Genomic DNA, 24,815 nt, shown 5'->3' on the forward strand with positions numbered 1-24,815 from the left:
CTTTTCTCCCCGGATTTTCTTTCTGCCAGGTTACTCATAATACACGTTACTATGCTATCATAAGCATCTGTCCGCTGCAAGAGAGTGGTTATTTTTCAAGTCAATTCTCTAAAAACACTGTCACTTATTTGGATAATACTTCTAAAAATCTATCCCATCAAGTCGTTTAAAATGCCACATCTGATAGAAACAGTCCCCATTTTTCCACTGAATCGGAAGTCCCAGATTCATCAGCATATCACCGCTGTAAACGTTTCCTTCCTCAGCCTGATAATGTGCTTTTTCCTCCAGACCGGTCAAACGTACGTTGATATAAGCTTCTTCCGGATCTGCAAAATCCTTGTAATACCAAACCAGGAATTCTGTCTCATCCTGAGAAACTGTCATCCACGCAGTCTGATTTCCTTCAAACGGGCTAAGCAAACGATAGAACTTTCCTCCCTGTACCAATGGTCTGATCTTTTTGTACAGCGCTGTCTGTTCCGAAATCTTTTCGATTTCTTCGTCGCTCATCTTGCACAGGTTCAGTTCATATCCCAGATTAAATGGATAGGATACAGCTGCACGGAAATCCAGCGGTGTCTGACGGAGCATCTGGTGATTTGGAGATGCCGAAATATGAGAAGTGGTCATAACCGGCGGATAGCACAGAGAGGTTCCGTACTGAATCTTCAAACGGCAGACAGCATCGCTGTTGTCACTTGCCCATGTCTGTGGGAAATAGTACATCATACCTGCATCCATTCTTGCTCCACCCGAAGCGCAGTTTTCAAACAGGACATCTGGGAATCGTTTCGTCAACACATCCATGACATGATACAATCCCAAAACATAGCGGTGCAGCAATTCATCCTGACGTTCCGGCGGCAGACCTTCAGAACCTGGCTCGCTAATGCGGCGGTTGCAGTCCCATTTTACATAGGAAATATTTGCACTGGACAGCACATTACTTAAGCTGTCAATGATATAATCCTGCACTTCTTTGCGAGAAAGATCCAGATACAGCTGATGACGCCACTGGCTTCTCTTTCGTCCATTGATATGGATGCACCAGTCAGGGTGATTGCGATACAGTTCGCTGTCCGGCGATACCATCTCCGGCTCAAACCATAATCCGAACTGCATTCCCAGCGCATTGACATCCTCTGCAAGACCTTTCAGTTCTTTAGGCAATTTTCTACTATTCTCGAACCAGTCTCCCAGCGAGGTGGTGTCGTCATCGCGATGACCAAACCATCCATCATCCAGTACCAGCATTTCAATTCCTGCTTTTGCTGCTTTTTTTGCAAGCTCCAGAACTGTCTGATGGTCAAAATTGAAGTAGGCAGCTTCCCAGGTATTGATAACGATTGGGCGGGGAGCATGCTGGAACTTTCCTTTATAAAGATGGTTGAGAAACAAATCATGGAATTTTGAGGACATCCCGTTAAGTCCTTTTTGAGAGTAAGACAGAACTGCCTGTGGGGTTACAAATTCCTCTCCTGCTTCCAATCTCCATCCAAAGTTTCCCGGATGAATTCCAATCTGTACTCTGGCACTGCGGTACATATCGCAGGATACCCCTGCTAAAAAGTTTCCGCTGTAAACCAGCGTTACACCGTAAGCATCGCCGTTTTGTTCGGTCGTTTCCTTTTCTACCAGTGCAAAAAACGGATTTTCCTGGTGGGAGGAAATTCCTCTGGTACTTTCCAGATAGGTTTCCCCGATGCCAAGCTTTCTGCGTTCGATCCAGTGTTCACGCAATGCTGTACCGGAAAGCTGAAGCATTTCATACGGTGCGTGCTTCATATCCAAGCTCATCGAAAGTGCTTTTTTAATCTTCAAACTATCTTTACCCAGATTTTTCAGTACCGTATGGCGGGTAATTGCACCGGTCTTTTCAAATACAGTATAATACAGCTCTGCCTGCAGCTGGAGAATCTGATCCTTTAAAATTAATTTTAAGGTCTGAGCATCTTCTTTTTCTGCCCAAACCGACGGCAGACCTGGAAGCTCAACCGAACCTTCCAGAATCTCATAGCCTTCATAACGCAGTTCCGAAATGCAGCATCCATCTTGTCCAACCACTTCTAAAGCTGCTGGACGATAATCAGACATTCCATATTCCGGATATTCATATGGCCAGAACTCATGCAGGAACATCGGATCATCCGGTTCTGTTCCCTCAAGCAGTTTTTTTCTGCGGTAAGGTGCTTCCAGATACCAGCTGATTGCCGGATCTGACAGCCTTTTTCCCCAATACAGATGCATTGGAAAAGCATTTTTATATATTTTCAGAATATAGCTGACATCTCCACCACTTAAATGAAAAATATTTTCGTTTTTTAGAAATTCGATCCCCATGATTCACCCTCATTTCATCTTGAAAGTCAAAAAAGCCAAAAGCATTTCACCCACAAACATTATATCAATCAGATTTCACAAAATCAACAAGATGTGTAATTTTTTTATTTGTGAAAAAATTTACTCCTGTTTTGATTTACAATACACAAAAATATAAAAAAACAAAAAGCTGTGCGTTTGCACAGCTTTTTGTTTTAGGGCTTTTATGATCTATCTTATAACTGAGGGATTTCTGGAACTGTTAGAACCTCTGGAATAACTGGTGTGCTTACTGCTTCACATCCAGTGCAGATATCCTCGCTGGAAACCTCGTTGCAGCCAACATAGGTGTCGCCAACTGTAGCTACTGCACCAAACTCTACCGGTACTGCCACACAGACATCCTGACTGATGGTAAAGAAGCAGGAGCCATTTTTAACTCCTCCGCAGGTTTCTCTGCCTGGTGTTACCAATGGGGTACCGCAGCATTTTGTCATGGTTACTCCGGTTTTTGCAAATGGAGTAACGGTAACTGGAACACAAACAGATACGGACTGGTATCCGACTGCTGGGCAGGTCTGGTTTTCCTCGAGCAAAGTATTTGTTGTTTGAAGCATTTTTAATCTCCTCCTTTTGTTTGGCTTCTCTCTATCCTATGGCACTGCCCGACATTGTGTGACAAATTTCCACAACCTTTTTCTGTACCTGACTTCATCCCCATTTATCCAAACAGTAATTTTCCCACTGAAACACAAAAAGAAAAAGCAGTCCGTAGAAAAACTACGAACTGCTTTTTGGTCTGAGTGGCGGGACTTGAACCCACGGCCTCTACCACCCCAAGGTAGCACGCTACCAGCTGCGCCACACCCAGATGATAGGGAAAATTATACCATAGGCCTCCCTAAAAATCAATAGCGAATCCCGTCGACCGAATGACTGTGATTACTCTTTGGTGAAATGGGATTTATCAACACCGCACAGTGGGCAAACATAATCGTCTGGCTCCTGTGTCAGATCACCTTCGTATACATAACCACATACGTCGCATACCCAGCGTTCTGTCTCTGCCATTTTTGTTTCCTCCTTTGTTTCCTTGATAAAATGTGTTTTATTTACACCGCACAATGGACAGGTATAATCATCCGGTTCCTGTGTCAGGTCTCCCTCATACACATAACCGCATACATCGCATACCCAACGCTGTGCAGATGTCTGCTTGTTGCTGGTTTCTTTTTTTTCCGGTGCAATATAGGATGGTGCATTCTTTGGTGCACCGCCACGAATTACTTCGTGATAATAGCGGTAGGTCATTGGAACGGTATCTGCAATATCAAATGCATCCTCTACCGATGCAAGCACTACCATATGAGTTGGTGTTTCTGTTACCGATACTACTTTACAGATCAGCGCACCGCAGCATTTTTCGTTCAGGATCGGAAGTCCATCCTGCATCCGGTAGTCAATTCCTTCATATTTATCGTGATCTTTTCCTGAAACAAAACCCAGTTTCTGAATAACTTCTTTTCTTGTTTTTTCCGAGAGAATAGAAACAGAAAATCTTCCATTTTTCTGAACCAATTCCCAAGTATAGTTGTTTTTATTGATACTTGTTGCAATAATCGGATTTTCACTGGTTACCTGAAAAACAGTGTTAACAATACAGCCGCATGGACGCTCTCCATCCATCGCTCCAATCAGGTACAATCCATAGGACAGTTTTCTTAGGTTCTTTTCTTTAATATCCATTTGATTCATCTCCTTCTTATTTAATATATCCCAAAAGTCCACGTACCGAAACTTCTCCGGCACGTACCTTCTGCTGCCCATTCTCGGTTTGACAAATCAGTTCTCCCTGTGAAGAAACCGATACCGCTTTTGCCAAAAAACTTTCATTTCCCGATTCTATTTTGACTTCTCTGCCCAGTGTAATACAACATGCGGAATATCTGGTTAAAATTTCCTGTGGATTCTGTTTTAATCTTTCCAGATTATCACCTAAACAAATGGAGAGATTTTTTAAAAGCTGATCCTTACTTGCTTCTCTTCCCCAGATGCTCTTTAGCGATCCTGCATACAACAGCCCCTGCTGTTCAAACTCTTCTTTTGTCTGCATGAGATTAATTCCGATTCCACAGATTCCAAAAGTCTGTTCTGCCATGATCCGGCTCTCACAAAGAATACCTGCAATTTTAAAGAATTCTCCATCTTTGAAAGCCACAACATCGTTTGGCCATTTCAGAAAAATAGATGTAAATCCCATTTCTTCTAAAGCCTGACGCACTGAGATGCCCGATAAAAATGGCAAAAGGGTCATCTGCTCTACCGTCAGATTTTTATACAGCCAGGAAGCCAATAAACTTTTTCCTTCCCTGTCATGCCACTGCTTTCCCAGTCTTCCTTTTCCCGCTGTCTGATGCAGTGCTGTCACAACGCATTTATCCGGAAGATTCTCTGCGTGTTCCTTTAGATATTGATTGGTAGAGTCTACCTCATCCAGACAGATAACTTTGGTTTGTTCTTCCATTTAATGCTGTTCCTCCAGGCGAATGTGGTTGCACACAATATTCTTTCCCTGAATGTCAATTACCGCATAGGTTGGATACAGACTTCCGCGAGGATGTCCCAAGCTTCCGGGATTTAAAACATGAATCCCATCCCGATATTCATAATATGCTTCATGGGTGTGCCCAAACAGGACAACCTTTGCTTCTTTTCTGATCGCTTCATTCACTAATTGATCCAGATCATACTTGACATTCCACTGATGTCCGTGTGTGCAGTAAAATAGGATGTCTTTCACATAAGCAAGAATGGTGTATTCATCGTTGGAAGAATAATCGCAGTTTCCGCAGACACACCAGTCCTCTTTTGGGACTCCACGCATTGCCTGATGGAAATCCTTTGTTCCATCTCCAAGGAAGATAAACAGTTCTGCGTCCGATTGCTGTTCAATCACCTGCTTTACTCTGTCTACTCGTCCATGGGAATCCGACATCACTACAATTCTCATACCCTAACCTCTCTTCCATTCACCTTATTCTTATTATCGTACAAAATTGGTCTATTTTCAAGCACCTTGTTAAAATTATGCTTACCTTCTCACCAATCTACAAAAAAGTAAGAAAAAGCAAGCGATTTTTCTTCATTTCCTCCTAAGATTTTCTTCATACTGCACTCGCACTATTTTTTTCTCTTTCAAATATTACTTTGCTGCCTTTTCGGGGAAACTTTTATGATACTCATTCATATAGTTAAAATAAACGGTGTTTTCCGGTTAATATCCGCACATGCGGCAGGAAATGGAGCGATTTTTCATGGCAAATCAAAATCCACTCAGTCAGGCTCAACTGGATCTTCTTTTAAAAATGGCAGGCAAACAGCTTCATATCGATCCCAAGGCATTAAAACAGCAATTGGAGCGAGGAGACCTCAGTTCCATCAGTGCTCGTCTGGGCAATGATATGGGAAACCAGCTCAATTCTCTGCTTTCAGATCCACAAAAAATGCAGCAGGTTCTGTCCCAGACAAACCTCCAGCAACTACTTCAAAACCTCAAATAAATTTCATCTATTAAAAGGAGGGAATCTGCCTTGTCCCAGAATCAAAACACCCCAAATCTCAGTGATATGATCTCTCAGCTGCTCTCTGACCCGCAAAAAATGCAGCAGTTCAGTCAGATGGCATCCTCCCTGGGACTGGGCGGAAATTCCCAGCAGACAAACTCTCCATCTGCTCCAGACCTTTCTTCTCTGCTTTCGACCAATCCCCAAAATTCTGCTCCTGCGCCGGATCTTTCTTTGCTGCTGCAAAATCTTGCTTCTCAAAATACACCGCAGGAACGTACAACCTCCCAGCAAAATCCTCCTGCTCTCGATCTTTCCGGCCTTTTATCTTCTCTCAACGGAAACAATAACACACAAAATTCTTCTACTCTGGATTTTTCCATGATAGAAAAAATCCAAAATGCGATGCAGATGTTTTCCCAGTCCAATCCTAATGTCGACCTTCTGCGCGCACTTCGTCCCTTGCTTTCTCAAAAGAGAGCCAAGAAGGTGGATGATGCCATCCGTATCATGCAGCTAATCCAGATCCTGCCCATGCTCAAGGAAAGCGGTCTGTTTGGTTTTGGGGGTGAACAGAAATGAAATGGGAACAAACCCGCCAATATTCACAAAAAGAAATCCAAGCTATGCAGCAGGATGCTATCGAACGGGTACGGCAAATGCAGCAGCGCTCCGAGCAGGTACTGCGCCGCTCTGCTAAAATACCTTCCTTTTTTATTGAAGATAGCTCTCAGCATCATTTGCAGAATCATCAGGAAGCCTACAAGGAAGAGAGAAAATCACCTTCTCCATCCACACCGCATGTTGTACAGGAATCTCATCCTTCCAGCAGTTTTCATCCTACCCCTCCTGATGAAACAAAGCCTTCCATCGAGCAGCTCCTTTCCGCACTCAATCTGGACAAAGAACGTTTGTTGATTTTGGCTTTGCTGTTTCTTCTTTATACAGATGGCGCTGATCAGACTCTGCTTCTTGCCTTATTATACTTATTCTTCGAGTAATCTTCCTTTTATATATAAATTATTTCCCTGACACAATTTCTTAATACTTTTCCCTCATTTTCGACAAACTTTTGCCCTCACTTTAACTGACATCAATAAAAGTATAAAAAAATCGTTTCGTTTGTCTATTTTTGATTGACAATTGGCAAAAAGAACAGTAAACTGAGTTTATAGGTGTTTTTTTATATTTGTTTTTGCCAGAAAATATTGTGATGTTAATAAAACAAAATAAACTCTGTTAAAATAGAGGAGGAATATTATGACACAAGCACTGATTCCTTTATATTGCCTGACCGGTTTTGTTGGTTCAGGCAAAACCACCGTCCTTTTAAGTATTTTAAAACAGTATCCGCAAAAAAAGATCGGTGTCATCTTTACCGAACCTGCAGCTTACATTAAAGAAAGTGACGATATTTCCATCGAATGTCTGGAAAGCGGTTCTCTTAAATGCACCTGCGAGGAAGAAGCTTTACCTCAGGCACTGACCTATATGCGCCAGTGTCAGCCGGAAATGGTCTTTGTGGAAATATCCGGTCTGTCTGACCCAATCCACATCAAAAAGATTCTGGAAAAAGAAGAAAACGCCAACGCACTTCGCCGTTATGATATTCAGGGTATTATCTGCCTGGTGGATGCGGACAACTTTATGGAACAGATCCAGAGTGTAGAGATGGTAAAACATCAGCTGTCCCACTGCAATATGGCGGTCATCAACAAAGCCGACCTGGTTTCTCCTGAACTGCTCAGCGCTCTGCAGGCAAGCATTCGACGCATCAACCCGGACTGCGAAATCGCAAGCTGTTCCTTTGGCGGATTCAACCTTGTCCTTCTGGAGCATGAAATGCAGAGCGTTGCTGCTGAAGAGGAAGAATGTACCAAAGATGCACCAACTCCGGACTCAATCGTTCTCAGCTGTACCCACCGTCTGGAAAAACAGAAGGTGATCCAGTTTATCGAACACTTTGTTCCGGACACTTACCGAATCAAAGGTTTCTGTCTGTTTGAAACCGGATGGAATCAGATTGATGTTGTAGGCTCCCACATCAATTTTACCCCATGTATGCCGCACTCCTCTTCCCGTCTGATCTTCATTTCCAAGATTGGACATGCTCTTTCAGATGCTTTGAGCGAGTATTGGGATCAGGTATTCGATCTTCCAATGCAGCTGCACGATTAAAATAAGTCTTTTTTTACACAACCGCATATTGCGGTTGTGTTTTTTTATAAATTAGACTAAAGTGTCAAAAAAATTTTTCTTAAATGTGAACATTTTATGATTTACATTATCGGAAATAGGTGCTATAATGATTAAAAATTATAGTTTTTTATAATTTTATCTTTTTTAAAAAAGGAGAAGTAAAAATGAAGAACAAGTTCATGCGTTCCGTGACTGCAATGGTCGTTGCAGTTACAATGCTGATTAGTTCTCAGGGTGTTGTAACCTCCTTTGCTGATGGCGGAGATCATTCGGACATGTCCGAATCTTCATCTGTACAGATGAACGAGGTAGACAACAACGGAACCGATCAATCGACTGAAAATGGTACTGGTGAAGATGCCGCAGTCAAAGATGTCGTTGAGATGATCAATGCTCTGCCTGCAGCAGAAACAATCACCGAGGAAACTGACCTTGTATCACTGAAAGATCAGGTTAATGCTGCTCGCGCTGCATACAACGCGCTGTCTGATGACCAGAAAGCTGCCTTTAATGCTGATGTTCTGGGCAAACTGACTGCTCTGGAAGTTAAAATTTCCGAGCTGGAATCCAATGACCAGGAGACAAAACCTTCCGATGTAGTGCAGGCTGTTGTAGATGCTATCAATGCTCTGCCTGCAGCAGAAACAATCACCGAGGAGACTGACCTTGTATCACTGAAAGATCAGGTTAATGCTGCTCGCGTTGCATACGATGCACTGTCTGATGACCAGAAAGCTGCCTTTGATGCTGCTACTCTGGAGAAACTGACTGCGCTGGAAGCTAAAATTTCTGAGCTGGAATCCGGCAATCAGGAAACTGAATCTTCTGAAGCAGTACAGAATGTCATCGAGAAAATCGATGCTGCGGTTGAACAGATCGACTACACAACAGAAACCATCTCTGCAACCGATGGAACAACTGTCACTAAAACACACATTACCATGCTCAAGGACCTCGACCCTGCAAACAATGCAGAGCTCAAAGCCCTCATTGACAAAGAAGCAGCTCATGAGCAGGATGAAAATCAGCCAGCTCTGACAGACGAAGAAGCTGCTAAACTTTCTGATGCACGTAAAGCATTTGAAGATGCCAAAGCAAAATACCTGAGCGAAGGTTTCTCCAACGCACAGCTTGCTGCAAGACAGGCATACGATGCACTTGCTACTGAGGAAGAAAAAGCACAGGTAACAAACTACAGCTTGCTCACAGCTATGGAAGAAAACATTGCTTACATCATGCAGGCAGTTAACACTTTGCCGGAAGGCGAACCTGTTGCAATGATTGGTACAGAACCATATACCTCTTTAGATGATGCTGTAGAAAAAGCTGAAGAAGGCTCTACAATCACACTTCTTAAAGATTGTGAACTCACAAAAGGCTTTAATAAAACACTGACTTTCAACGGTACTGGTAAAATTACTATTCCACAACAGTTGAAAAGTAATGGTGAAGGCTGGATGTGTTTTGGGTTAGGTGACCCTTCCAGAGTTCTAACATTTGATGGTGTTGAGGTTGAGTGGCTTTCTGATGGTTCTGCTCCATGGTTAATGCTGTCACTCTCTGGAACGCTTAATGTTACCAATGGTGCTAACTTAACATTTAAGTTTGATAGTAAAACTACTAAAACAAGAAATGCAATTTATATGAATGAGGGCGCAGTACTAAACGTAACCAATGCTTCTACTTTCCAGATTCTTGGTGTTGGTACTGAGGGAACAGCTGGTCAGGGTATTCAGCTGGACAAAACTGGAAAATCTACAATTAATGTTAGCGCTGGCAGTACTTTCCTGATTGACGGTACCAATCGTGGTTATGTAAACAGTCCTGTTATCAATGTTGAAGATTCTACATTTACAGTCCAAAATTGTACCTCCAATGCATCGAATGGCGGTAACTTTACAGCAACTAATTCCAAGGTTACCTATCAGAATAACAAAGGGCACGGTCTTTCTGCTGGAGATGTGATTCTCAAAAACACTGATTTCCTCTCCGATAATAATGGCCTTTACGGCGTGTATGTAAGCGGTGAATTCCTGGTAGATAAAGATTCCACGATGACCGTTACAAACAACTCGTACGATGGCGACTGCGCAGGTGTAAACCTGACTGCTGCTGTGAATGACGGTCGTGTTGAAGCAGGCGCTGTTGTCACCATCACTGGCAACAAATGCAGCGGCTTTTCGAGCAGAGGTGTGTGCACCTTTGAAGAAGGTTCAAAACTTACCATTACTGGTAACTACAATGACAAGGGCAGTGCTAGTTATGGTGGCGGTATCTACAATACAAAAGACACTGCACACCTTACTCTCCCATCCGATGCTGTAATCTATAACAATCACGCTGTTACAGGCGGTGATGATATTTACAACACTGGTGAAATCACCTTTAGTCGTGTTGGAACTGACTGGACTTTGGATGACTGTAATCATAAAATTACTGGTTGGTATGATGACTCTGATAACAGTCGTTGGGAAGCTCATGAAAAACCATATCATATTAATGAGTTTGTTAAATTCGAACGAAACGGAATGACAACCGTTAAAGGTCTTCTTTCCCTAAAGGCAGCTCATGGTGTAGATCCTATCAACCCTGGTGATCCAGGTACTACAGAGTGGGAACATTCCAAATCTAAAACTGCAACTAATCTGGATAAAAACTATCAGTCTCAGGTAACTCTGTCACTGCCATCGGCAGAAGAACAGTTGGTATCCGATGTTGTCTTTGTTCTGGATAAATCAACCAGCGCAACAGTAGAAAAGCAGATGCTCGATATGTTAGGCTCTTTGAAAGATCAGGTTACTGAAACTGGTGCAAAAGTTAAAGTTGGTGTCATCATTTTTAACAAAGAAGCACACTCTGTTCTTGAGTTAACCGAACTTAACTCTGACAATATGGGTAAGATTCAAGAAGCAATCGGAACAACTATCTCCAGTGGTACTAACACACACGCAGGTCTGCTCGCTGGCAAAGCAATGCTGGATGCTGATACTTCTGTAGATGCCAACCGCAAATATATGATTCTCGTTAGTGATGGCATGACCTATATGTTTGATGAACCTGCACAAGCAATCAACTCCATTCAAGCTACAAATGGTGAAAACGAAGTAATGGCTGGAACTGATTGTTGGGGCATTCGTCACTATCTAGAAGGTAAAGATTCCTTTATTCCAGAAGATTGGACGTCTTACTTACAGGATGTCGGTTCTAAGTTAACTGAAATAGAGCAATACATCCAACCTTATGACAATATGGATAAAACCAATTATATTTCTAAAGGAAATACTGAATTACCTACTACAGTAGATGTGGCGCTCTATAAGACCCAAGAAGTTTTCAAACAGATGCAGAATAATGGTTATCATTGTTATTCTGTTCTGGCTCAAACTAATATTACCAATTATCCTTGGGGACCTGCTTTCATGAATTATCTTGCAGGTGGTAAAGAAGTTTCGTTTAATGATATCCAGAATGATATCTATTATCTGCTGGATGCTGGAAGCCAGGTAGTTGACGTGATTGGTGAAGGTGTTGACAATGCTGGCAACGAGTACAACTTTGATTTTGTTGATAAAATTGAAAATATCGATGTCAAAGTTGGTGGAGAAATTATCTCGAAAGAACGTATTGCTGATCCTCAGTTTAGTGACCCTTATATCACAACTGCTTATGGCTTTGGAGATGGCAGCGATAACAATCATGAAGAGGCTACCCAATATCCTAATTATGACTTTGTCGTAAAATATTATGCAAACGGTAGAGACGGAAAGTCTGATGAATGTTTTGTTTGGGAAATGAATACAGCAGTTTCCAACTTTGCACCTGTACAGCTGACTTATACTGTACAGCTGACCAACCCTCAGACTACTGACGGAACCTACGGACAATATGACGAAGATGGTAGTGAAAAATATACCAGCCTATACACCAATAAAGAAGCTATTCTTTACCCAGTAGATACTAATCATAATTCTGGTGTTGCAGAATATTTCCAGAAACCAACCGTAAGCTACACAATCAGTAACGGCAAACCTGTAGACCCACCGGTTGACCCAGAAGATCCAACCCCACGTCCGGGCGGCGGCGGTGACGAAGATGATGATACACCAACCATCATCAATGAAACACCAGTTCCAACCACCACAATCGACGATGAGGATGTTCCACTGACCAACCTTCCAGAGGATACTGTTACCATCGATGATGAAGAAGTTCCTCTCAAGGATATCCCGAATACCGGTGATATGATTCCAGTTCCTGCAATGGTTGCAGCTGTAATCTCTATTGGTGGTATCGCTCTTCTGATGAAGAAACATAAATAACAAATAAAAAAGGAAGCTCTTAAAAGAGCTTCCTTTTTTATTTACAGTGAATATAGTTTTGCACCTCATCCCAAGGTACCGGGAATCCTGCTCCGTGGGAACAGAAAACAGAACAGGAAGGATTTTCAAGGTCACGTTCTCTCTGATATCCAATCTGTTCTACAATTTCCTGCTGATGCTTACAAGGTTCATAACCATCAAACCAAAAACTCATTACACCTTTGCCGCGTGTATAGGAGATAAACTCCCTTCCATATCCGGATAAAACTGCTGCCGGTCCTCTTCCCTCCAGAATCATCCGTTCTTCCTCCATCTGCGGAGAGCCAAAAGAACATTCCATTCGCTGAAGGTCTGCCATGAGTCTTCCTGCCTGCTCTGATTCCAGCGAGATGGAAAAGGCGTAATAAGGCTCCAGCAGTATCATTTTATCCTGATGCAGCAATTGTTCCAACCCCTGACGGATAGCGCGGTAGGTTGCTTCCCGGAAATCCCCTCCTTCGGTATGTTTTAAGTGAGAGCGTCCGGTAAGCAGTGTAACCTTGACATCGCAAAGTTCCGAACCAGTCAGTACCCCTTTGTGTTTTTTCTCAAACACATGAGTTCGAACCAGATTCTGCCAGTTCTGGGCAAGAATATCGGTTGGGCACTCACTGTCAAAACTGATTCCACTTCCTCTTGGAGCCGGAGACAAGCGCAGATGTACTTCCGCATAATGGCGCAATGGCTCATAATGCCCATAACCTACCACTTCTTCCGCGATGGTTTCCCGATACAATACCTGGCAATCTCCAAACGAAATATCCAGCGAGAAGCGTTCTTTACACACTTCCCGAAGAACTTCCAGCTGAATTTCTCCCATGACCCGAATCTGGATTTCCTGCAAACTTTCCTCAAAGCTGACTCCAAGCATTGGGTCTTCATCTTCCAGCTGCCTTAAGTTTTCCAACACTGTTCTCAGCGGTACTTCTTTTGGAACAATCACCTTGGCGCCCAGCATCGGAACTAGGTGATAATCCTGATGAAAACATTTTTCACCAATTCTATCTCCAGGATGAACCTGTGTAAAGCCAGTTACTGCACAAAGTTCTCCTGCATATACCTGCTGTACCGTCGTAAATCGGGTTCCATGATAGATACGAAGTTCATTCACTTTTTCTTTTGCCTTTGTCCCATCCGCAAGCAGGATATCGACCTCTTCCCGCGCATGAAGAATTCCGGACTGCACCTTCAAAAAGGTAATTCTTTCCTTTCTTGCGTCGTGTCGAATCTGCCATACCGTCGCTGCAAAATTTCCATCATCCTCTTTAGGACAGGTAATCTGATCCAATCCAGTAAGGAAACTGTCAATCCCCTCATCCTGCAAAGCAGAACCCTGGAAACAAGGAAATAACTTGCGCTGCTTTACCAATTTTTGCAGAGTATAACACCACAATGACTCATCATACTCTCCTTCCAGATAGCGCTCCAGCAATCCATCGTCTTCCGCCGCTATCCGTTCGATCAATTCTTCTTTCCATTCCTGTTTTTCAAAAGAACCACTGCAATCACAAACACCGGAACTCATCCGTTTTTGCAGCTGAGAAAGCACCCTTTGAGCATCTGCTCCTGTGCGGTCTGTTTTATTCAGGAAGAAAAAGGTCGGTACCTCATATTCTTTTAGAAGTTTCCACACCTGTTCGGTATGTGCCTGAATTCCTTCTACACAGCTGACTACCAAAACAGCATAATCCATTGCGGAAATCGCCCGTTCCATCTCTGCACTAAAATCCATATGTCCTGGAGTATCCAACAGAAAATAACGGTTCTCTCCCATTTCAAATGCCGCATGATTAGAAAAGATGGTGATTCCCCGTTCCTTTTCCAAACGATCACTGTCCAAAAATGCATCCTGATGATCTACCCTTCCGCGTTTTCGGATACTGTTGGTGTGATACAAAAGCTGTTCACAAAAGGTTGTTTTCCCCGCGTCCACATGGGCAAGAACGCCTATTGTCAATCGTTTTCCCATATCATCTCCCCTTTTCCTGCCTATTGTATCATATTTCTGCAAAAATCACCAAGCTTTATGTAAAATCTAATCGCATTTATGTAAAATCTTCGTTTAAAGTTTGCACCCTCTACTTAGATGTGCTATCATAAGATGTAGTAATGTTATCTAATATCTTCATATTATAATATCTTTTCAGGAGGTATTTCCATGTCCAGATCTCAAAAATTACAGCAGGATGTTTTAGAATATTTGGAAAATAATCGTCCGCGTTTTTTAAGCGCGATCAGGGAACTGGCTCAGATCCCAGCTCCTTCAGGACAGGAAGAACTGCGTGCACAGTGGTGTAAACAATATCTGGAATCCCTTGGTGCAACCGGTGTATATATTGATGAGGCTCTCAATGTTATTTTCCCTTATGGTGATATGAGTGGTGATCTGTGTGCCATTTTAGGACATACCGATGTTGTTTTTCCAGACACGACTCCTCTTCCTTTTAAAGAGGAAAACGGAAGATACTATGCTCCGGGAATCGGGGACGATACCACCAATGCCGTTGCTGTCATGGAAATGGCAGGCATGGCAATCAAACTGGGCTTAAAGCCTAAAACAGGAATTTTGTTTGTCCTCAACAGCGGTGAGGAAGGTCTTGGAAACTTAAAAGGTACACGCCAGCTGATGAAAGACTTTGGCGATAAAATCAAACGACTGTATGCTATCGACGGCGGAATGAAAACTGTTGTCAACGATGCAGTGGGTTCCAAACGCTACCGCATCTCTGTCAAAACCGAAGGTGGACATTCCTTTGGTGCATTCGGAAATCGAAACGCCATCTATTATGCAGCAAAGATGATCGATACCTTCTACAGTTTGAAGGTTCCTGATATCGGAAAGACCACCTACAATGTTGGTGTGATCGAGGGCGGAACTTCTGTTAACACCATTGCACAAAACTGCTCGATGATGTATGAATATCGCTCCAATAAAAAGGAAGGCCTTGCCTTTATGGATCGATTCTTTGATTCGGTTATCGCATCGTTCCAGACATTCGGAATTGAGGTTACAGTCGAAGCTCTGGGAGATCGTCCCTGCAAAGGAGACGTCGATCCTTCCGGTTTAACCAAGATTGTCATGGAAGCCTCTGAAAAGTATGGATATCACCGCACCGAAGAATGTGGTTCCACCGATTGCAACATTCCGCTTTCGATGGGAATTCCGGCAGTATGCTTTGGTGTTTATGAAGGAAAAGGAGCACATACCCGGGAAGAATGGGTCGATGTGGAATCTACCCGCGACGGTATGAAAATTCTTTCCGAAGTGCTGCTGAGTGAAATGTGCTGTTAAGCCTCACAACCTGTATCTAGGAGAATCATTATGCAAGAAATCGTACCAAATATTTCCAGACCTAAAATCTTTGTCAATCGAGAATTAAGCTGGATGGAGTTTAATCTCCGCGTTCTGAGTGAATCTTTAAATCCGAAAATTCCCCTGATGGAGCGTTTAAAATTTTTATCCATCTACTTTTCCAACCTTGACGAATTTTTCATGGTTCGTGTCGGTTCCCTGCACGACCAGAGCATCGTTGAGCCGGACAAACTGGATGACAAAACCGGACTAAACGCTGCAGATCAAATCGATGCAATCCTTAATAAAGCAAATCAGATTAACCCTATCGCACAAAAGGCATGGGAATCTATTTGTCTGGAACTTCGCAATCAGGATATTGATATCCTCGATCTTCATCACTTGAGCAAACTGGACGAGCAGATTGTCCAGAAATATTTCAGCGAAGAAATGCGCCCACTGCTTTCTCCGCAGATTATCGACCGTCAGCATCCTTTTCCTTTCTTAAAGAACAAGGAATCTTTTATTGTCAGCGTGTTGGAAAGCAAGGATGAAAATATCTGTCTTGGCATTGTTCCTTTCTCTCAGCTTCCACCTTATTTCATTTTTAATATCAACCAGCGCAGAAAAATTCTGTTTACCGCTGACGTCCTCCTGCACTTTGCTCAGAAGCTGTTCGGCAAACAGAAGATTCAGGAAAAGCATGTCATGCGTGTAACCCGAAATGCTGATATCTCTGTGGATGAAGGTTTGTTCGACTTTGACATCGATTTTCGTGGTATCATGACTGAAATGCTCAAAAAGCGCCGTCGTTTGGATGTGGTACGCCTTCAGTTCTCCTCCCAGCCTGGAGAAAAGTTATCCGCTTTTCTCTGTAAAAAATTGAAAGTTTCTCCGAACTGTATTCTGGTTCGCTCCATTCCTCTGGATTTTTCCTTTGGTTTTGCACTCCCGTCTGCACTTGACCCACACAAGGATAAAAAACAGTGGTACTATCATGAAGCCAAACCATTTGTACCGGTCGATTTTGCAAACGGCGATGGCGGTGGTGCTATCAACTATCTGCAAAACCATGATCTGCTCCTGAGTTTTCCATTCCACAGCACAAAGCCGTTTGTGGATCTTCTCAATGAAGCAGCAGATGATCCAAGCGTTCTTTCCATCAAGATTTCTCTGTATCGACTTGCAAATCACAGTAAAATCGCTTCCGCTCTCGCTCATGCTGCGGAAAAAGGAAAGGAAGTTCTCTGCGTTCTGGAATTGCGCGCTCGTTTTGATGAACAGAACAACATCAACTACGCAACCATGCTCGAGGAAGCAGGATGTACCGTCATTTACGGACTCAGTGATTATAAAATACACGCAAAACTCTGCCTGATTACCCGCAAGGTCCATAATCAGATTCGATATATCACCCAAGTGGGAACTGGAAACTACAACGAAAAAACCTCTGAACTTTACACTGACCTCTCGTTTATCTCTACCGATCAGGCCATGGGTGAGGATGCAACCCACGTCTTCCAGGCACTGTGCATGGGTGAGGTCGTAGATTCCACCAAGAGTTTGTGGGTCGCTCCAAACTGCTTTGAGCCAAATGTCATCAAGTATATTGATGAACAGATTGAAGCCTGCCGTTCCGGAAAGGAAGGTTATATCTTCATTAAGGTAAACTCCCTCAACGACATGGAAATCATGGAAAAGCTGATCGAAGCTTCCCAGGCAGGCGTCAAGATCGAAATGGTCATCCGCGGTATCTGCTGTCTGTGCCCAGGGGTTGAAGGTTACAGCGACAATATCCGTATCAAGAGCATCGTTGGACGATATCTGGAACATTCCCGCATCTTTATCTTTGGAGCAGATGAAGATACCCAGCGTATCTTTATGGGCTCCGGTGACCTGCTCAACCGCAATACCCGCCGTCGCGTTGAGGTGTTCACCGAAGTTAAATCTGCGGATGCGCGCCGCGATATCAAGCGTCTGGTCGATGCAATCCGCATGGACAACCAGAATTCCTGGCAGATGCTTGCAGACGGAAGCTATCTGAAGGACACCAGCGACCATGCAGAACCACTGGATTCTCACAAGTATCTGCACGAATATTTTGAAAAGCCGCTGGAGCTTCCGGCAAAGAAACACTCCCTGCGAGAAAGATTGTTCGAGCACTTTCATCATAAATAAAATCTATTTTACACTTTTACAGACCGAATTTTGTTCATTCGGTCTGTTTTTTTGTTTCGCTTTGGTCATATTTTAAGTTTTTATTTTCTTTAGTTGTAATTTTTTCATTTTTCATTTGCAAAAATCTTTACTTTATAAAACTGGTATGCTATAATTTGGGCATGCAAAGTCACCTTTTTAATTAAGGTCACAAATTAATGCAAGGAGAGATTTTTATGAAGAACAAATTCAGGCGTTCTATGACCTCTGTTCTGCTGGCAGCTTCCCTGCTGTTCAGTTCCCAGAGTGTTATTGCGTTCGCTGATTATGGAAGTAAATCGGATGCATCCGATTTGTCTCCTGTACAGGAGAGCGTGGAAACGGTTGTAAAAAACGAACAGACAACTTTTGAAGAAACCGAGGAAAGTAAAGAAGAACTTACAACTTCTGAGAAATCTGAGGAAACCACTGGTACTGAGGAATCCACAACTCCAGAGGAAACAACAACTACCGAACAGCCTGCACCTGCTGCTCCAGTAACAACACCTGCAACTTTAGATGCAAAAGAATTCAATTATTCTGAGCATACCTTTACATACAAAAAAGGGGATGCAGGTATTGCATCTGTTTCTTATTATGATAAATATGGTAATTCTGGAACCATCTCGGAAGGAAAATCCATCACTACTGAATCAACACTCATCCACCAAAACACAACTACTTTCATTGTTACTACAAAATCAGGCTATAAGCTTGTTGGTTTAACCGGTGATAATGTAGAAACAAATGCTTTTACCGTACTCGGTAATAATCAATATGAATTCCATTTTACTGATAAATCCGGTTTTGATTTTAAAGAAGTTTCCTTTAGTCTGGAGACAGCAAAAATCGAATACGAATTTATTGATGAAGAAGGTCATTCTTTAGGCACTGCTACAATAGGAGACACTATCTCTTTAAAGGACCCTGAAGACAACCCAGACCTCGAATTTGTTGGTTGGTATGTTGGTGATATAAAACTTGAAGGTTCTTTAACTGAAGATATTATTGCTTATGCTGACGAAAATAACCAAATCAAAGTAGAAGCAAAATATGAAGATAAAAAACCATTCTGGACATTTAAAGCTGATAAGAATGGTAAAGTACAGTTGAATGACGAAGCTCCTAAAGATTCTATCGTTTTCACTAAGACGCAAGTCGAAGCATTAAACAATGGTAAAGACGATTTTCTCTATGTTGTTCCAAATGAGGGCTATGGTTTTGCAGGCTGTACAGGAAATCAGGTGCTGGTAGAAACTGGTCTTTGTCTTGACAACCTTAACAAAAATGTCGAATTTTATTCAACAGCACATTTTAATCCATTGGTAAATATCACCTTTAATCCTGGTGATCATGGAACATTAGTTGATTCTTCTAAATCTACAGGCACTATCACTTCTGACTACAACCTCGCTTATCTCGCTTTCCCAGAAGTTACTCCTGATGACGGCTATAAACTGGTAGGCTGGAAACGTGAGGGTTCTAGTGAAATCGAAACAGTTTCTGTAAAAACACCAGTTGAATATGTTACAGAAGGCATCACTTATATCGCACAGTATGAAGAAGTGCCTGCTGAAAAAATTAGACATATCGAAGTTAAGATCGGTGACAACCTGAAAAAAGAACTCAAAGACCTTGAAATTTATCCTTTCTATCTGCACGCAGAGTATGATGGAAAATATATTTTCCTGAGCGGTACAAAAGATACTAAATTTACTACTACATTAATTACTGAACTCTTACCGGAAGATTTAAAAAAACTTGTAATAGAAGCCTTTGAAGGTGGACCTATTCCAGAGAATTTGCGAACTGACGTTAATGATCCTACCAAAGCTCAAAAATTCTTCAGCGGATTTACTTTCAAAAACCTTTGGCTTAATCACACAGAGTCTATTTCTTGTGGATACATTTCTGAGGCATATGTAGATGGCACTACTCTATACATGACTTTGGAAACACCTACAACAGAAGTCCCTGAGGTTAAACCAGATTCTTTTGATAATATTCCTGTTGCGTTTGTCTGCGAGAATGAAAAGGTACAACATGAAAAAGGTACCGTCCTTAAAACAATATCTTTAAAAGAATCTGGATTGTCCTATACATATGATGAGAACGAAGTTGAAACTGGTGCTCTTACACTTCATTTTGACGAGAACCCTATTGAAGATTATCTGAGTCTGGTAGGTAAATATACATCCGGACATGTCTATACTTATGATGATTCTTCTATTGATTTACAGTACGATGAAGCAACAAAAACATGGTATGCTCCTTCTGAGACAGAAGGACAGCAGGATTCCTATAAGATTTATGTAACCTGTGATGAAGATATACCGGACAAACCAACTGTAGAAGATATTCGTGATGAACTTAAAGTAGTTTTAGACTGTATCACAGAACAGAACCATCATGACTCTAAAACATACGCACTGTTAGAGACAGACGCCTTCGAGATTGTCGGACCATATGTAGCGCCAATGCCGTTATCTTACGAGGGCGATATGACTACTCCTCACTACTTCGCACAGGTAAGAGTAAAAACTAATTCTTTGCTCGAAGACTATAATACTGACCATACTGTACATACCTATGCAGCAAATAACCCTGATGCTATCTTTGTTTTAGCTGGTAATCCTGCACCTCGTTCTACTGAATATATGTGGGATCTTTTAGGTGAAGATACCATTGTTCTCAAAGTACAGCACACTAATCCAACTGACCCAACTGATCCAACCGACCCAGGTACAAACCCAGGCGGTAACGGCGGTGACAACGATGACGACGATGATCGTTACACCGGTGACAACACCGTTACCCGTACCATCAACGATGACGATGTTCCGCTGAATGATCGTCCAACCAACACCACAATCATCGACGATGAAGATGTTCCGCTGGCTGACCTGCCGGATGATACCGTAACCATCGATGACGGTGAAGTTCCTCTGAAAGCTAACCCATCTACCGGTGACTCTCTGCCATTCGCAGCAATGGCTGCAGCAGCACTGTCTCTGGGCGGCGTGATCGTTCTTAATCGCAAAAAGAAGTAATCTCATAAGATCCCTTCTTTCTCAAAACAAAATCCCGGACTTTCCGGTAAATAAAAAAGGAAGCTCTTAAAAGAGCTTCCTTTTTTTGTTTTAAAATAAATTTTATTCGTTTACAATGACAGTATCTGCCTTAACCTCAGCTGGCTTTTCCTGCTGAGTCTTGGAAACCATCGCCGAAACACGATCGATTGCTTCTGGAATCATGTTGACCAGAGCATCCGCAGTGGTACGATTTGGGCTGACGTTTAAGATGCGTACATCTCCATCCCGTTCAATCAGAAAGCACAACGGCTGGATGGTAACCCCTGCACCGGCTGCTCCGCCAAAATCATCCTTTGTCGATTTTGCGATATCGCTGCCGCCCGAGCCAAAACCAAAAGTTACTTTTGAAATCGGGATAATGGTGGTGTTGCTTGCAGTTACAATCGGCTTTCCGACAATACAGTCCACATCGACCAGATCGCGCAGGCCTTTCATCGATTCGCCCATTAAGTTATGGATATGCTGACTCATGGATATCATTCCTTTCCTGACAATATAAAAATTTCGCTATTTTTTAAGAATTAGTTTGCAGTTGATTTTCCACATTCTTTGGTGGGAGATGTGGAAGATTTCTCTTGATTCTTTGCCTTTCCCAGCACTTTGATTGCAAAGCAAACAACAAAGCGCAGAGCTGCACCCAACACAATGATTGGACGCATCTGAACTAATATTTCACCCTGCCAATCAGATTGTTCCTGTCCTGAAAAATCTGGTTTTATCTGAATGTCTGCTTTTTTTACCTGAATTAGGTTTTGTACAATGCCAAGCCCTGTATAAACTGCTGTGACAAGTTTTTGAGCATCCAGCGCTGACTGTGCTGTATCTTCCTTTGAAACCAATACAGAGAGTTTCAGAGTCTTTACACAGACTCCATTTAAAATCATTGTCAAAGGCTTTTTCGCACACTCCCAAATTGCTGGAAGCATTGCTTTGATATCAAAAGAGGTTTCTTCCTTTTTGGACCCTTTTTGATTTGCTTTTTGGGGACTCGGTTCCTTTTTCTTTTCTTCTTTTTCCGGTTTTTGTTTTAACTTCATCGGATAAAGCTTTATCTTAAAAAACAGATAGCGCACAGTAGCTGTCAGCTGCTTTTTAGGCTCTTTTTCGTAATAACCTAATTCCTCTACTGCTTGGCGCAAAACCTCTTTGTCGCCCTCACACAGCTCCAGCTCATCGATTTCCTTGTCAACAGCTTCTGTTTTATAGGAAACTGTTTGCTTCTTCTCATCTTTTGGTGTCCAGTAAGACAGGTAAATCCCCACAGGAAAGCATAGCAGCAACAAAATACATGCCAGTATCGCTAAAATTATCCACAGCACGATCACCGCTGCCACCTCCCCTTCCTTCGCTGCAAACTATTGCTCTGTCGATTCTTCCTGCTGCATCTGGGTTTGCTGCGGCAGCTTTGGCAAAGCTTCGATATTTTTCATTCCAAAGCAGCGCAGAAAATGCTCGGTCGTTCCGTAGGAAATTGGCCTTCCTGGGATCTCCAATCTGCCCTGCTCTTCAACCAGCCCTTTTGCAACCAAGGAATTTACCACCGAGCCACTGTCCACTCCTCTGACCTGCTCGATAAACGATTTGGTCACTGGCTGGTTATATGCGATGATTGCCAGAACTTCCAGCGCAGCCTGGCTGAGCGGCGTGTTATTCTTAACCTCCAAAGCTTTCTGGATCACCTGTGCATATTCTGCACGAGTTACCATTTGATAGCTTTGGTCAAGTTCCAGGATTACAAACGCTGTCTTTTTATAAAGTTCATTGATTCTCTCGATAATTTTTTCCAAAGTATCCCGGTCGATCTCCAATATTTTTGCCAGACGATCCTTTTCATACGGTTCTCCTGACGCAAACAGGATTGCCTGAATACTTTTTTCCAATTCTGAAAGTTTTGTCAATCTGTTTCCTCCCCGTTGCTTTTACAGCAGGCTGACAGTTTTTCCATCATCTTCAATCATAACCCTCTTATTTTTAACCAGCTCCAGAACTGCCAGAAAGGTCGCTACAATATCTGCCCGGTCACTGCTCTGTTCAAACAGGGATAAAAATGGGGCACGACGCTGTTTATACAGCATCTTCATGATAATTACGATTCTGGAATTTACCGATACTACCCTTCTTGCCATAATTGGTTCAAAGGCCTTTTGAGGGTTTTCCGGGAGTTTTTTCTTTCCTACTGCGGACAGATACGCCTCCAGCAGGATCTGCGGTTTGTGGTGACGCTCATACTGTGCTTCTTTGGTTACTGGCTGCATGGTACGGTAAAACAACTCATCACCCACATAGCGGTTTTTAAGCAGCCCTGCCACCTGACGACAAAGGGTATATTCGATCAACTGCCCTGTCAGTTCCCGTTTGAGCTGTTCTTCCAGTTCCTCGTGTTTTGGCAGAAGTGATACCGATTTAATGTATACCAGTCTGGACGCCATCTCCAGAAACTCACTTGCAATCTCCAGTTCCTGACTCTGTACCTCCTCCATATAGGCAAGATACTGTTCCAGAAGCTTGGTGATTTCGATATCATAGATATTCAGTTTATGTTTTGAGATCAGCTGAAGGATGAGGTCAAGCGGACCTTCCACCTCGGCTATTTTAAATGAAAGCTGCTCTACCACCTCTGAGCCCTCCTAGAAGCGCATAAACAAAGAGGTAAACCAATCCAGTCCATTAAACAAAATACCGCTTAAAAAGGACAGAGGGACGTTGAGCACATCGGTAAACAGGATAACTGCCATGAATACCATATAAATAATCTGCTCATGCTCTTCCAAGAAACGAATCGCCTTGTACGGCAAAAAGTAGGAAAGCACTCTGGAGCCATCCAGCGGATGGATTGGAATAAGATTAAATACAGCAAGTCCAAGATTAATGCTGCACATAGTCAAAAATACCGTAAACAAAAAGGACAAACCCAGCATCCAGCTGAGTTTTGCCAGAATCATGGTGATCAGTGCCATCAGAATATTCGAAACCGGTCCTGCCAGAGCGGTAATGGCAATTCCTGCCTTCTGGCTTACCTTGTCAAAATAATAGGGATTGACCGGTACCGGTTTTGCCCAGCCTACTCCTACCAGCAAAAGCAGGATGCTTCCAAACAAATCCAGATGGGCAAACGGATTAAGGGTTAATCTTCCGGAACTTCTTGCTGTACGGTCTCCCAATTTGTCAGCCATCCAGCCATGAGCACACTCATGGACAGGCATCGCGGTAAACAGTACCAGCGCTCGAATCATAATAGTAGTTGGACTAATACTTAACAAAACATCGACTCCTTATTTTTCTCCCATTTTCTCCAAGAGGAATTGACCTTTTGGAGAACAATTCTTTTCCTTTTGAATCCCATTATACCTTCCAAAATAGTAAAAAACAAGGGATTGCTTTCGTCTAAAATTGTTAATTTTCCTTTTTTTAAAATAATGTTGAAAAAAGGCTTGAATTTTCAGAAGAAATCTGATAAAATACGAATGTTGACTTGTTAAGAGTTAGAAGGAGGTGCAGACTAATGGCTAAATGCGATATCTGCGGAAAAGGTGTTACTTTCGGTATCAAGGTTTCCCATTCTCATAGAAGATCTAACAGAACTTGGAAACCAAATGTAAGACGTGTGAAGGCAATTGTTAATGGCTCTCCATGCCACATCCACGCCTGCACCCGTTGCCTGCGTTCTGGTAAAGTAACCCGCGCTATCTAGTTTACACAAAACAAGCAAGCCGTTGCCTTTTAGGTGACGGCTTTTTGTTTTTTCTTGTTTTATATTGACTTTTATAAAAGTCGGTGATATCATCTGCTTAAA

General features: G+C 42.6%; 20 protein-coding genes and 1 tRNA gene. 9 read left to right on the forward strand and 12 right to left on the reverse strand.

The window, feature by feature from the left end; genetic code table 11:
• Nucleotides 1-141: 141 nt before the first annotated feature.
• The 6 genes from BQ5375_RS01515 to BQ5375_RS01540 all read right to left on the reverse strand — a co-directional run bounded on the left by BQ5375_RS01515 (nucleotide 142) and on the right by BQ5375_RS01540 (nucleotide 5,332).
• The gene (locus tag BQ5375_RS01515) at nucleotides 142-2,343 is read right to left on the reverse strand and encodes an alpha-galactosidase (protein WP_022131588.1); all 2,202 of its coding nucleotides are present in this window, start codon (nucleotides 2,341-2,343) and stop codon (nucleotides 142-144) included.
• A gap of 215 nt (nucleotides 2,344-2,558) precedes the next feature.
• Entirely contained in the window at nucleotides 2,559-2,939 is a 381-nt protein-coding gene (locus tag BQ5375_RS01520) for a hypothetical protein (protein ID WP_022131589.1), read from the reverse strand.
• A gap of 178 nt (nucleotides 2,940-3,117) precedes the next feature.
• A tRNA-Pro gene (locus tag BQ5375_RS01525) sits at nucleotides 3,118-3,193 on the reverse strand.
• A gap of 71 nt (nucleotides 3,194-3,264) precedes the next feature.
• Nucleotides 3,265-4,068 carry a flavin reductase gene (locus BQ5375_RS01530; RefSeq protein ID WP_022131590.1) on the reverse strand — a complete coding sequence of 268 codons (804 nt, stop codon included), beginning with the start codon at nucleotides 4,066-4,068 and terminating at the stop codon, nucleotides 3,265-3,267.
• Between the two features lie 16 nt (nucleotides 4,069-4,084).
• Nucleotides 4,085-4,846 carry a biotin--[acetyl-CoA-carboxylase] ligase gene (locus BQ5375_RS01535; protein WP_022131591.1) on the reverse strand — a complete coding sequence of 254 codons (762 nt, stop codon included), beginning with the start codon at nucleotides 4,844-4,846 and terminating at the stop codon, nucleotides 4,085-4,087.
• Nucleotides 4,847-5,332, reverse strand: coding sequence for a metallophosphoesterase family protein (locus BQ5375_RS01540; RefSeq protein ID WP_022131592.1), 486 nt, complete (start codon nucleotides 5,330-5,332; stop codon nucleotides 4,847-4,849).
• A gap of 304 nt (nucleotides 5,333-5,636) precedes the next feature.
• Between BQ5375_RS01540 and BQ5375_RS01545 the strand changes: the two genes are divergently transcribed.
• The 5 genes from BQ5375_RS01545 (at nucleotide 5,637) to BQ5375_RS01565 (ending at nucleotide 12,403) form a co-directional block, all read left to right on the forward strand.
• The gene (locus tag BQ5375_RS01545; protein ID WP_022131593.1) at nucleotides 5,637-5,882 is read left to right on the forward strand and encodes a hypothetical protein; all 246 of its coding nucleotides are present in this window, start codon (nucleotides 5,637-5,639) and stop codon (nucleotides 5,880-5,882) included.
• A gap of 30 nt (nucleotides 5,883-5,912) precedes the next feature.
• Complete coding sequence (locus tag BQ5375_RS01550; protein ID WP_022131594.1) at nucleotides 5,913-6,467, forward strand: hypothetical protein; 555 nt, start codon at nucleotides 5,913-5,915, stop codon at nucleotides 6,465-6,467.
• Entirely contained in the window at nucleotides 6,464-6,886 is a 423-nt protein-coding gene (locus tag BQ5375_RS01555) for a hypothetical protein (protein ID WP_022131595.1), read from the forward strand. Before BQ5375_RS01550 ends, BQ5375_RS01555 begins: the two co-directional genes overlap by 4 nt.
• 259 nt (nucleotides 6,887-7,145) lie before the next feature.
• Entirely contained in the window at nucleotides 7,146-8,063 is a 918-nt protein-coding gene (locus BQ5375_RS01560; protein ID WP_022131596.1) for a CobW family GTP-binding protein, read from the forward strand.
• Between the two features lie 185 nt (nucleotides 8,064-8,248).
• Nucleotides 8,249-12,403 (forward strand): doubled motif LPXTG anchor domain-containing protein, encoded by a 4,155-nt coding sequence (locus tag BQ5375_RS01565; RefSeq protein ID WP_076917330.1) that lies wholly within the window; start codon nucleotides 8,249-8,251, stop codon nucleotides 12,401-12,403.
• Nucleotides 12,404-12,440: 37 nt separating this feature from the next.
• Here the strand turns inward: BQ5375_RS01565 and BQ5375_RS01570 are convergent, their stop codons facing one another.
• On the reverse strand, nucleotides 12,441-14,411 hold the full coding sequence (locus BQ5375_RS01570) for an elongation factor G (RefSeq protein WP_022133117.1): 1,971 nt from the start codon (nucleotides 14,409-14,411) through the stop codon (nucleotides 12,441-12,443).
• Nucleotides 14,412-14,600: 189 nt separating this feature from the next.
• Between BQ5375_RS01570 and BQ5375_RS01575 the strand changes: the two genes are divergently transcribed.
• The 3 genes from BQ5375_RS01575 to BQ5375_RS01585 all read left to right on the forward strand — a co-directional run bounded on the left by BQ5375_RS01575 (nucleotide 14,601) and on the right by BQ5375_RS01585 (nucleotide 20,980).
• On the forward strand, nucleotides 14,601-15,734 hold the full coding sequence (locus BQ5375_RS01575; RefSeq protein WP_022133116.1) for a M20/M25/M40 family metallo-hydrolase: 1,134 nt from the start codon (nucleotides 14,601-14,603) through the stop codon (nucleotides 15,732-15,734).
• 30 nt (nucleotides 15,735-15,764) lie between these two features.
• The gene (ppk1, locus tag BQ5375_RS01580; RefSeq protein ID WP_083687462.1) at nucleotides 15,765-17,912 is read left to right on the forward strand and encodes a polyphosphate kinase 1; all 2,148 of its coding nucleotides are present in this window, start codon (nucleotides 15,765-15,767) and stop codon (nucleotides 17,910-17,912) included.
• 215 nt (nucleotides 17,913-18,127) lie between these two features.
• Nucleotides 18,128-20,980 (forward strand): doubled motif LPXTG anchor domain-containing protein, encoded by a 2,853-nt coding sequence (locus BQ5375_RS01585; protein ID WP_022133114.1) that lies wholly within the window; start codon nucleotides 18,128-18,130, stop codon nucleotides 20,978-20,980.
• A 102-nt stretch (nucleotides 20,981-21,082) separates the two neighbouring features.
• Here the strand turns inward: BQ5375_RS01585 and BQ5375_RS01590 are convergent, their stop codons facing one another.
• From BQ5375_RS01590 to BQ5375_RS01610, 5 genes are read right to left on the reverse strand one after another with little or no spacing between them, the layout of a single operon-like run.
• Nucleotides 21,083-21,493: a GerW family sporulation protein gene (locus tag BQ5375_RS01590; protein WP_022133113.1), complete on the reverse strand. Its 411-nt coding sequence runs from the start codon at nucleotides 21,491-21,493 to the stop codon at nucleotides 21,083-21,085.
• A 50-nt stretch (nucleotides 21,494-21,543) separates the two neighbouring features.
• Nucleotides 21,544-22,356: a hypothetical protein gene (locus BQ5375_RS01595; RefSeq protein ID WP_076917331.1), complete on the reverse strand. Its 813-nt coding sequence runs from the start codon at nucleotides 22,354-22,356 to the stop codon at nucleotides 21,544-21,546.
• A gap of 21 nt (nucleotides 22,357-22,377) precedes the next feature.
• Nucleotides 22,378-22,920, reverse strand: a complete 543-nt coding sequence (gene scpB / locus BQ5375_RS01600; protein ID WP_022133111.1) for an SMC-Scp complex subunit ScpB — start codon at nucleotides 22,918-22,920, stop codon at nucleotides 22,378-22,380.
• A 21-nt stretch (nucleotides 22,921-22,941) separates the two neighbouring features.
• Nucleotides 22,942-23,637: a segregation and condensation protein A gene (locus tag BQ5375_RS01605; protein ID WP_022133110.1), complete on the reverse strand. Its 696-nt coding sequence runs from the start codon at nucleotides 23,635-23,637 to the stop codon at nucleotides 22,942-22,944.
• 12 nt (nucleotides 23,638-23,649) lie between these two features.
• Entirely contained in the window at nucleotides 23,650-24,282 is a 633-nt protein-coding gene (locus tag BQ5375_RS01610) for a site-2 protease family protein (protein WP_022133109.1), read from the reverse strand.
• Nucleotides 24,283-24,524: 242 nt separating this feature from the next.
• Here BQ5375_RS01610 and rpmB point away from each other — a divergent pair, with 242 nt between their 5' ends.
• Nucleotides 24,525-24,713, forward strand: coding sequence for a 50S ribosomal protein L28 (gene rpmB, locus BQ5375_RS01615; RefSeq protein WP_022133108.1), 189 nt, complete (start codon nucleotides 24,525-24,527; stop codon nucleotides 24,711-24,713).
• Nucleotides 24,714-24,815: the final 102 nt, after the last annotated feature.

It is taken from the genome of Negativibacillus massiliensis, assembly GCF_900148495.1.
In the GTDB taxonomy this organism is placed as follows: domain Bacteria; phylum Bacillota; class Clostridia; order Oscillospirales; family Ruminococcaceae; genus Negativibacillus; species Negativibacillus massiliensis.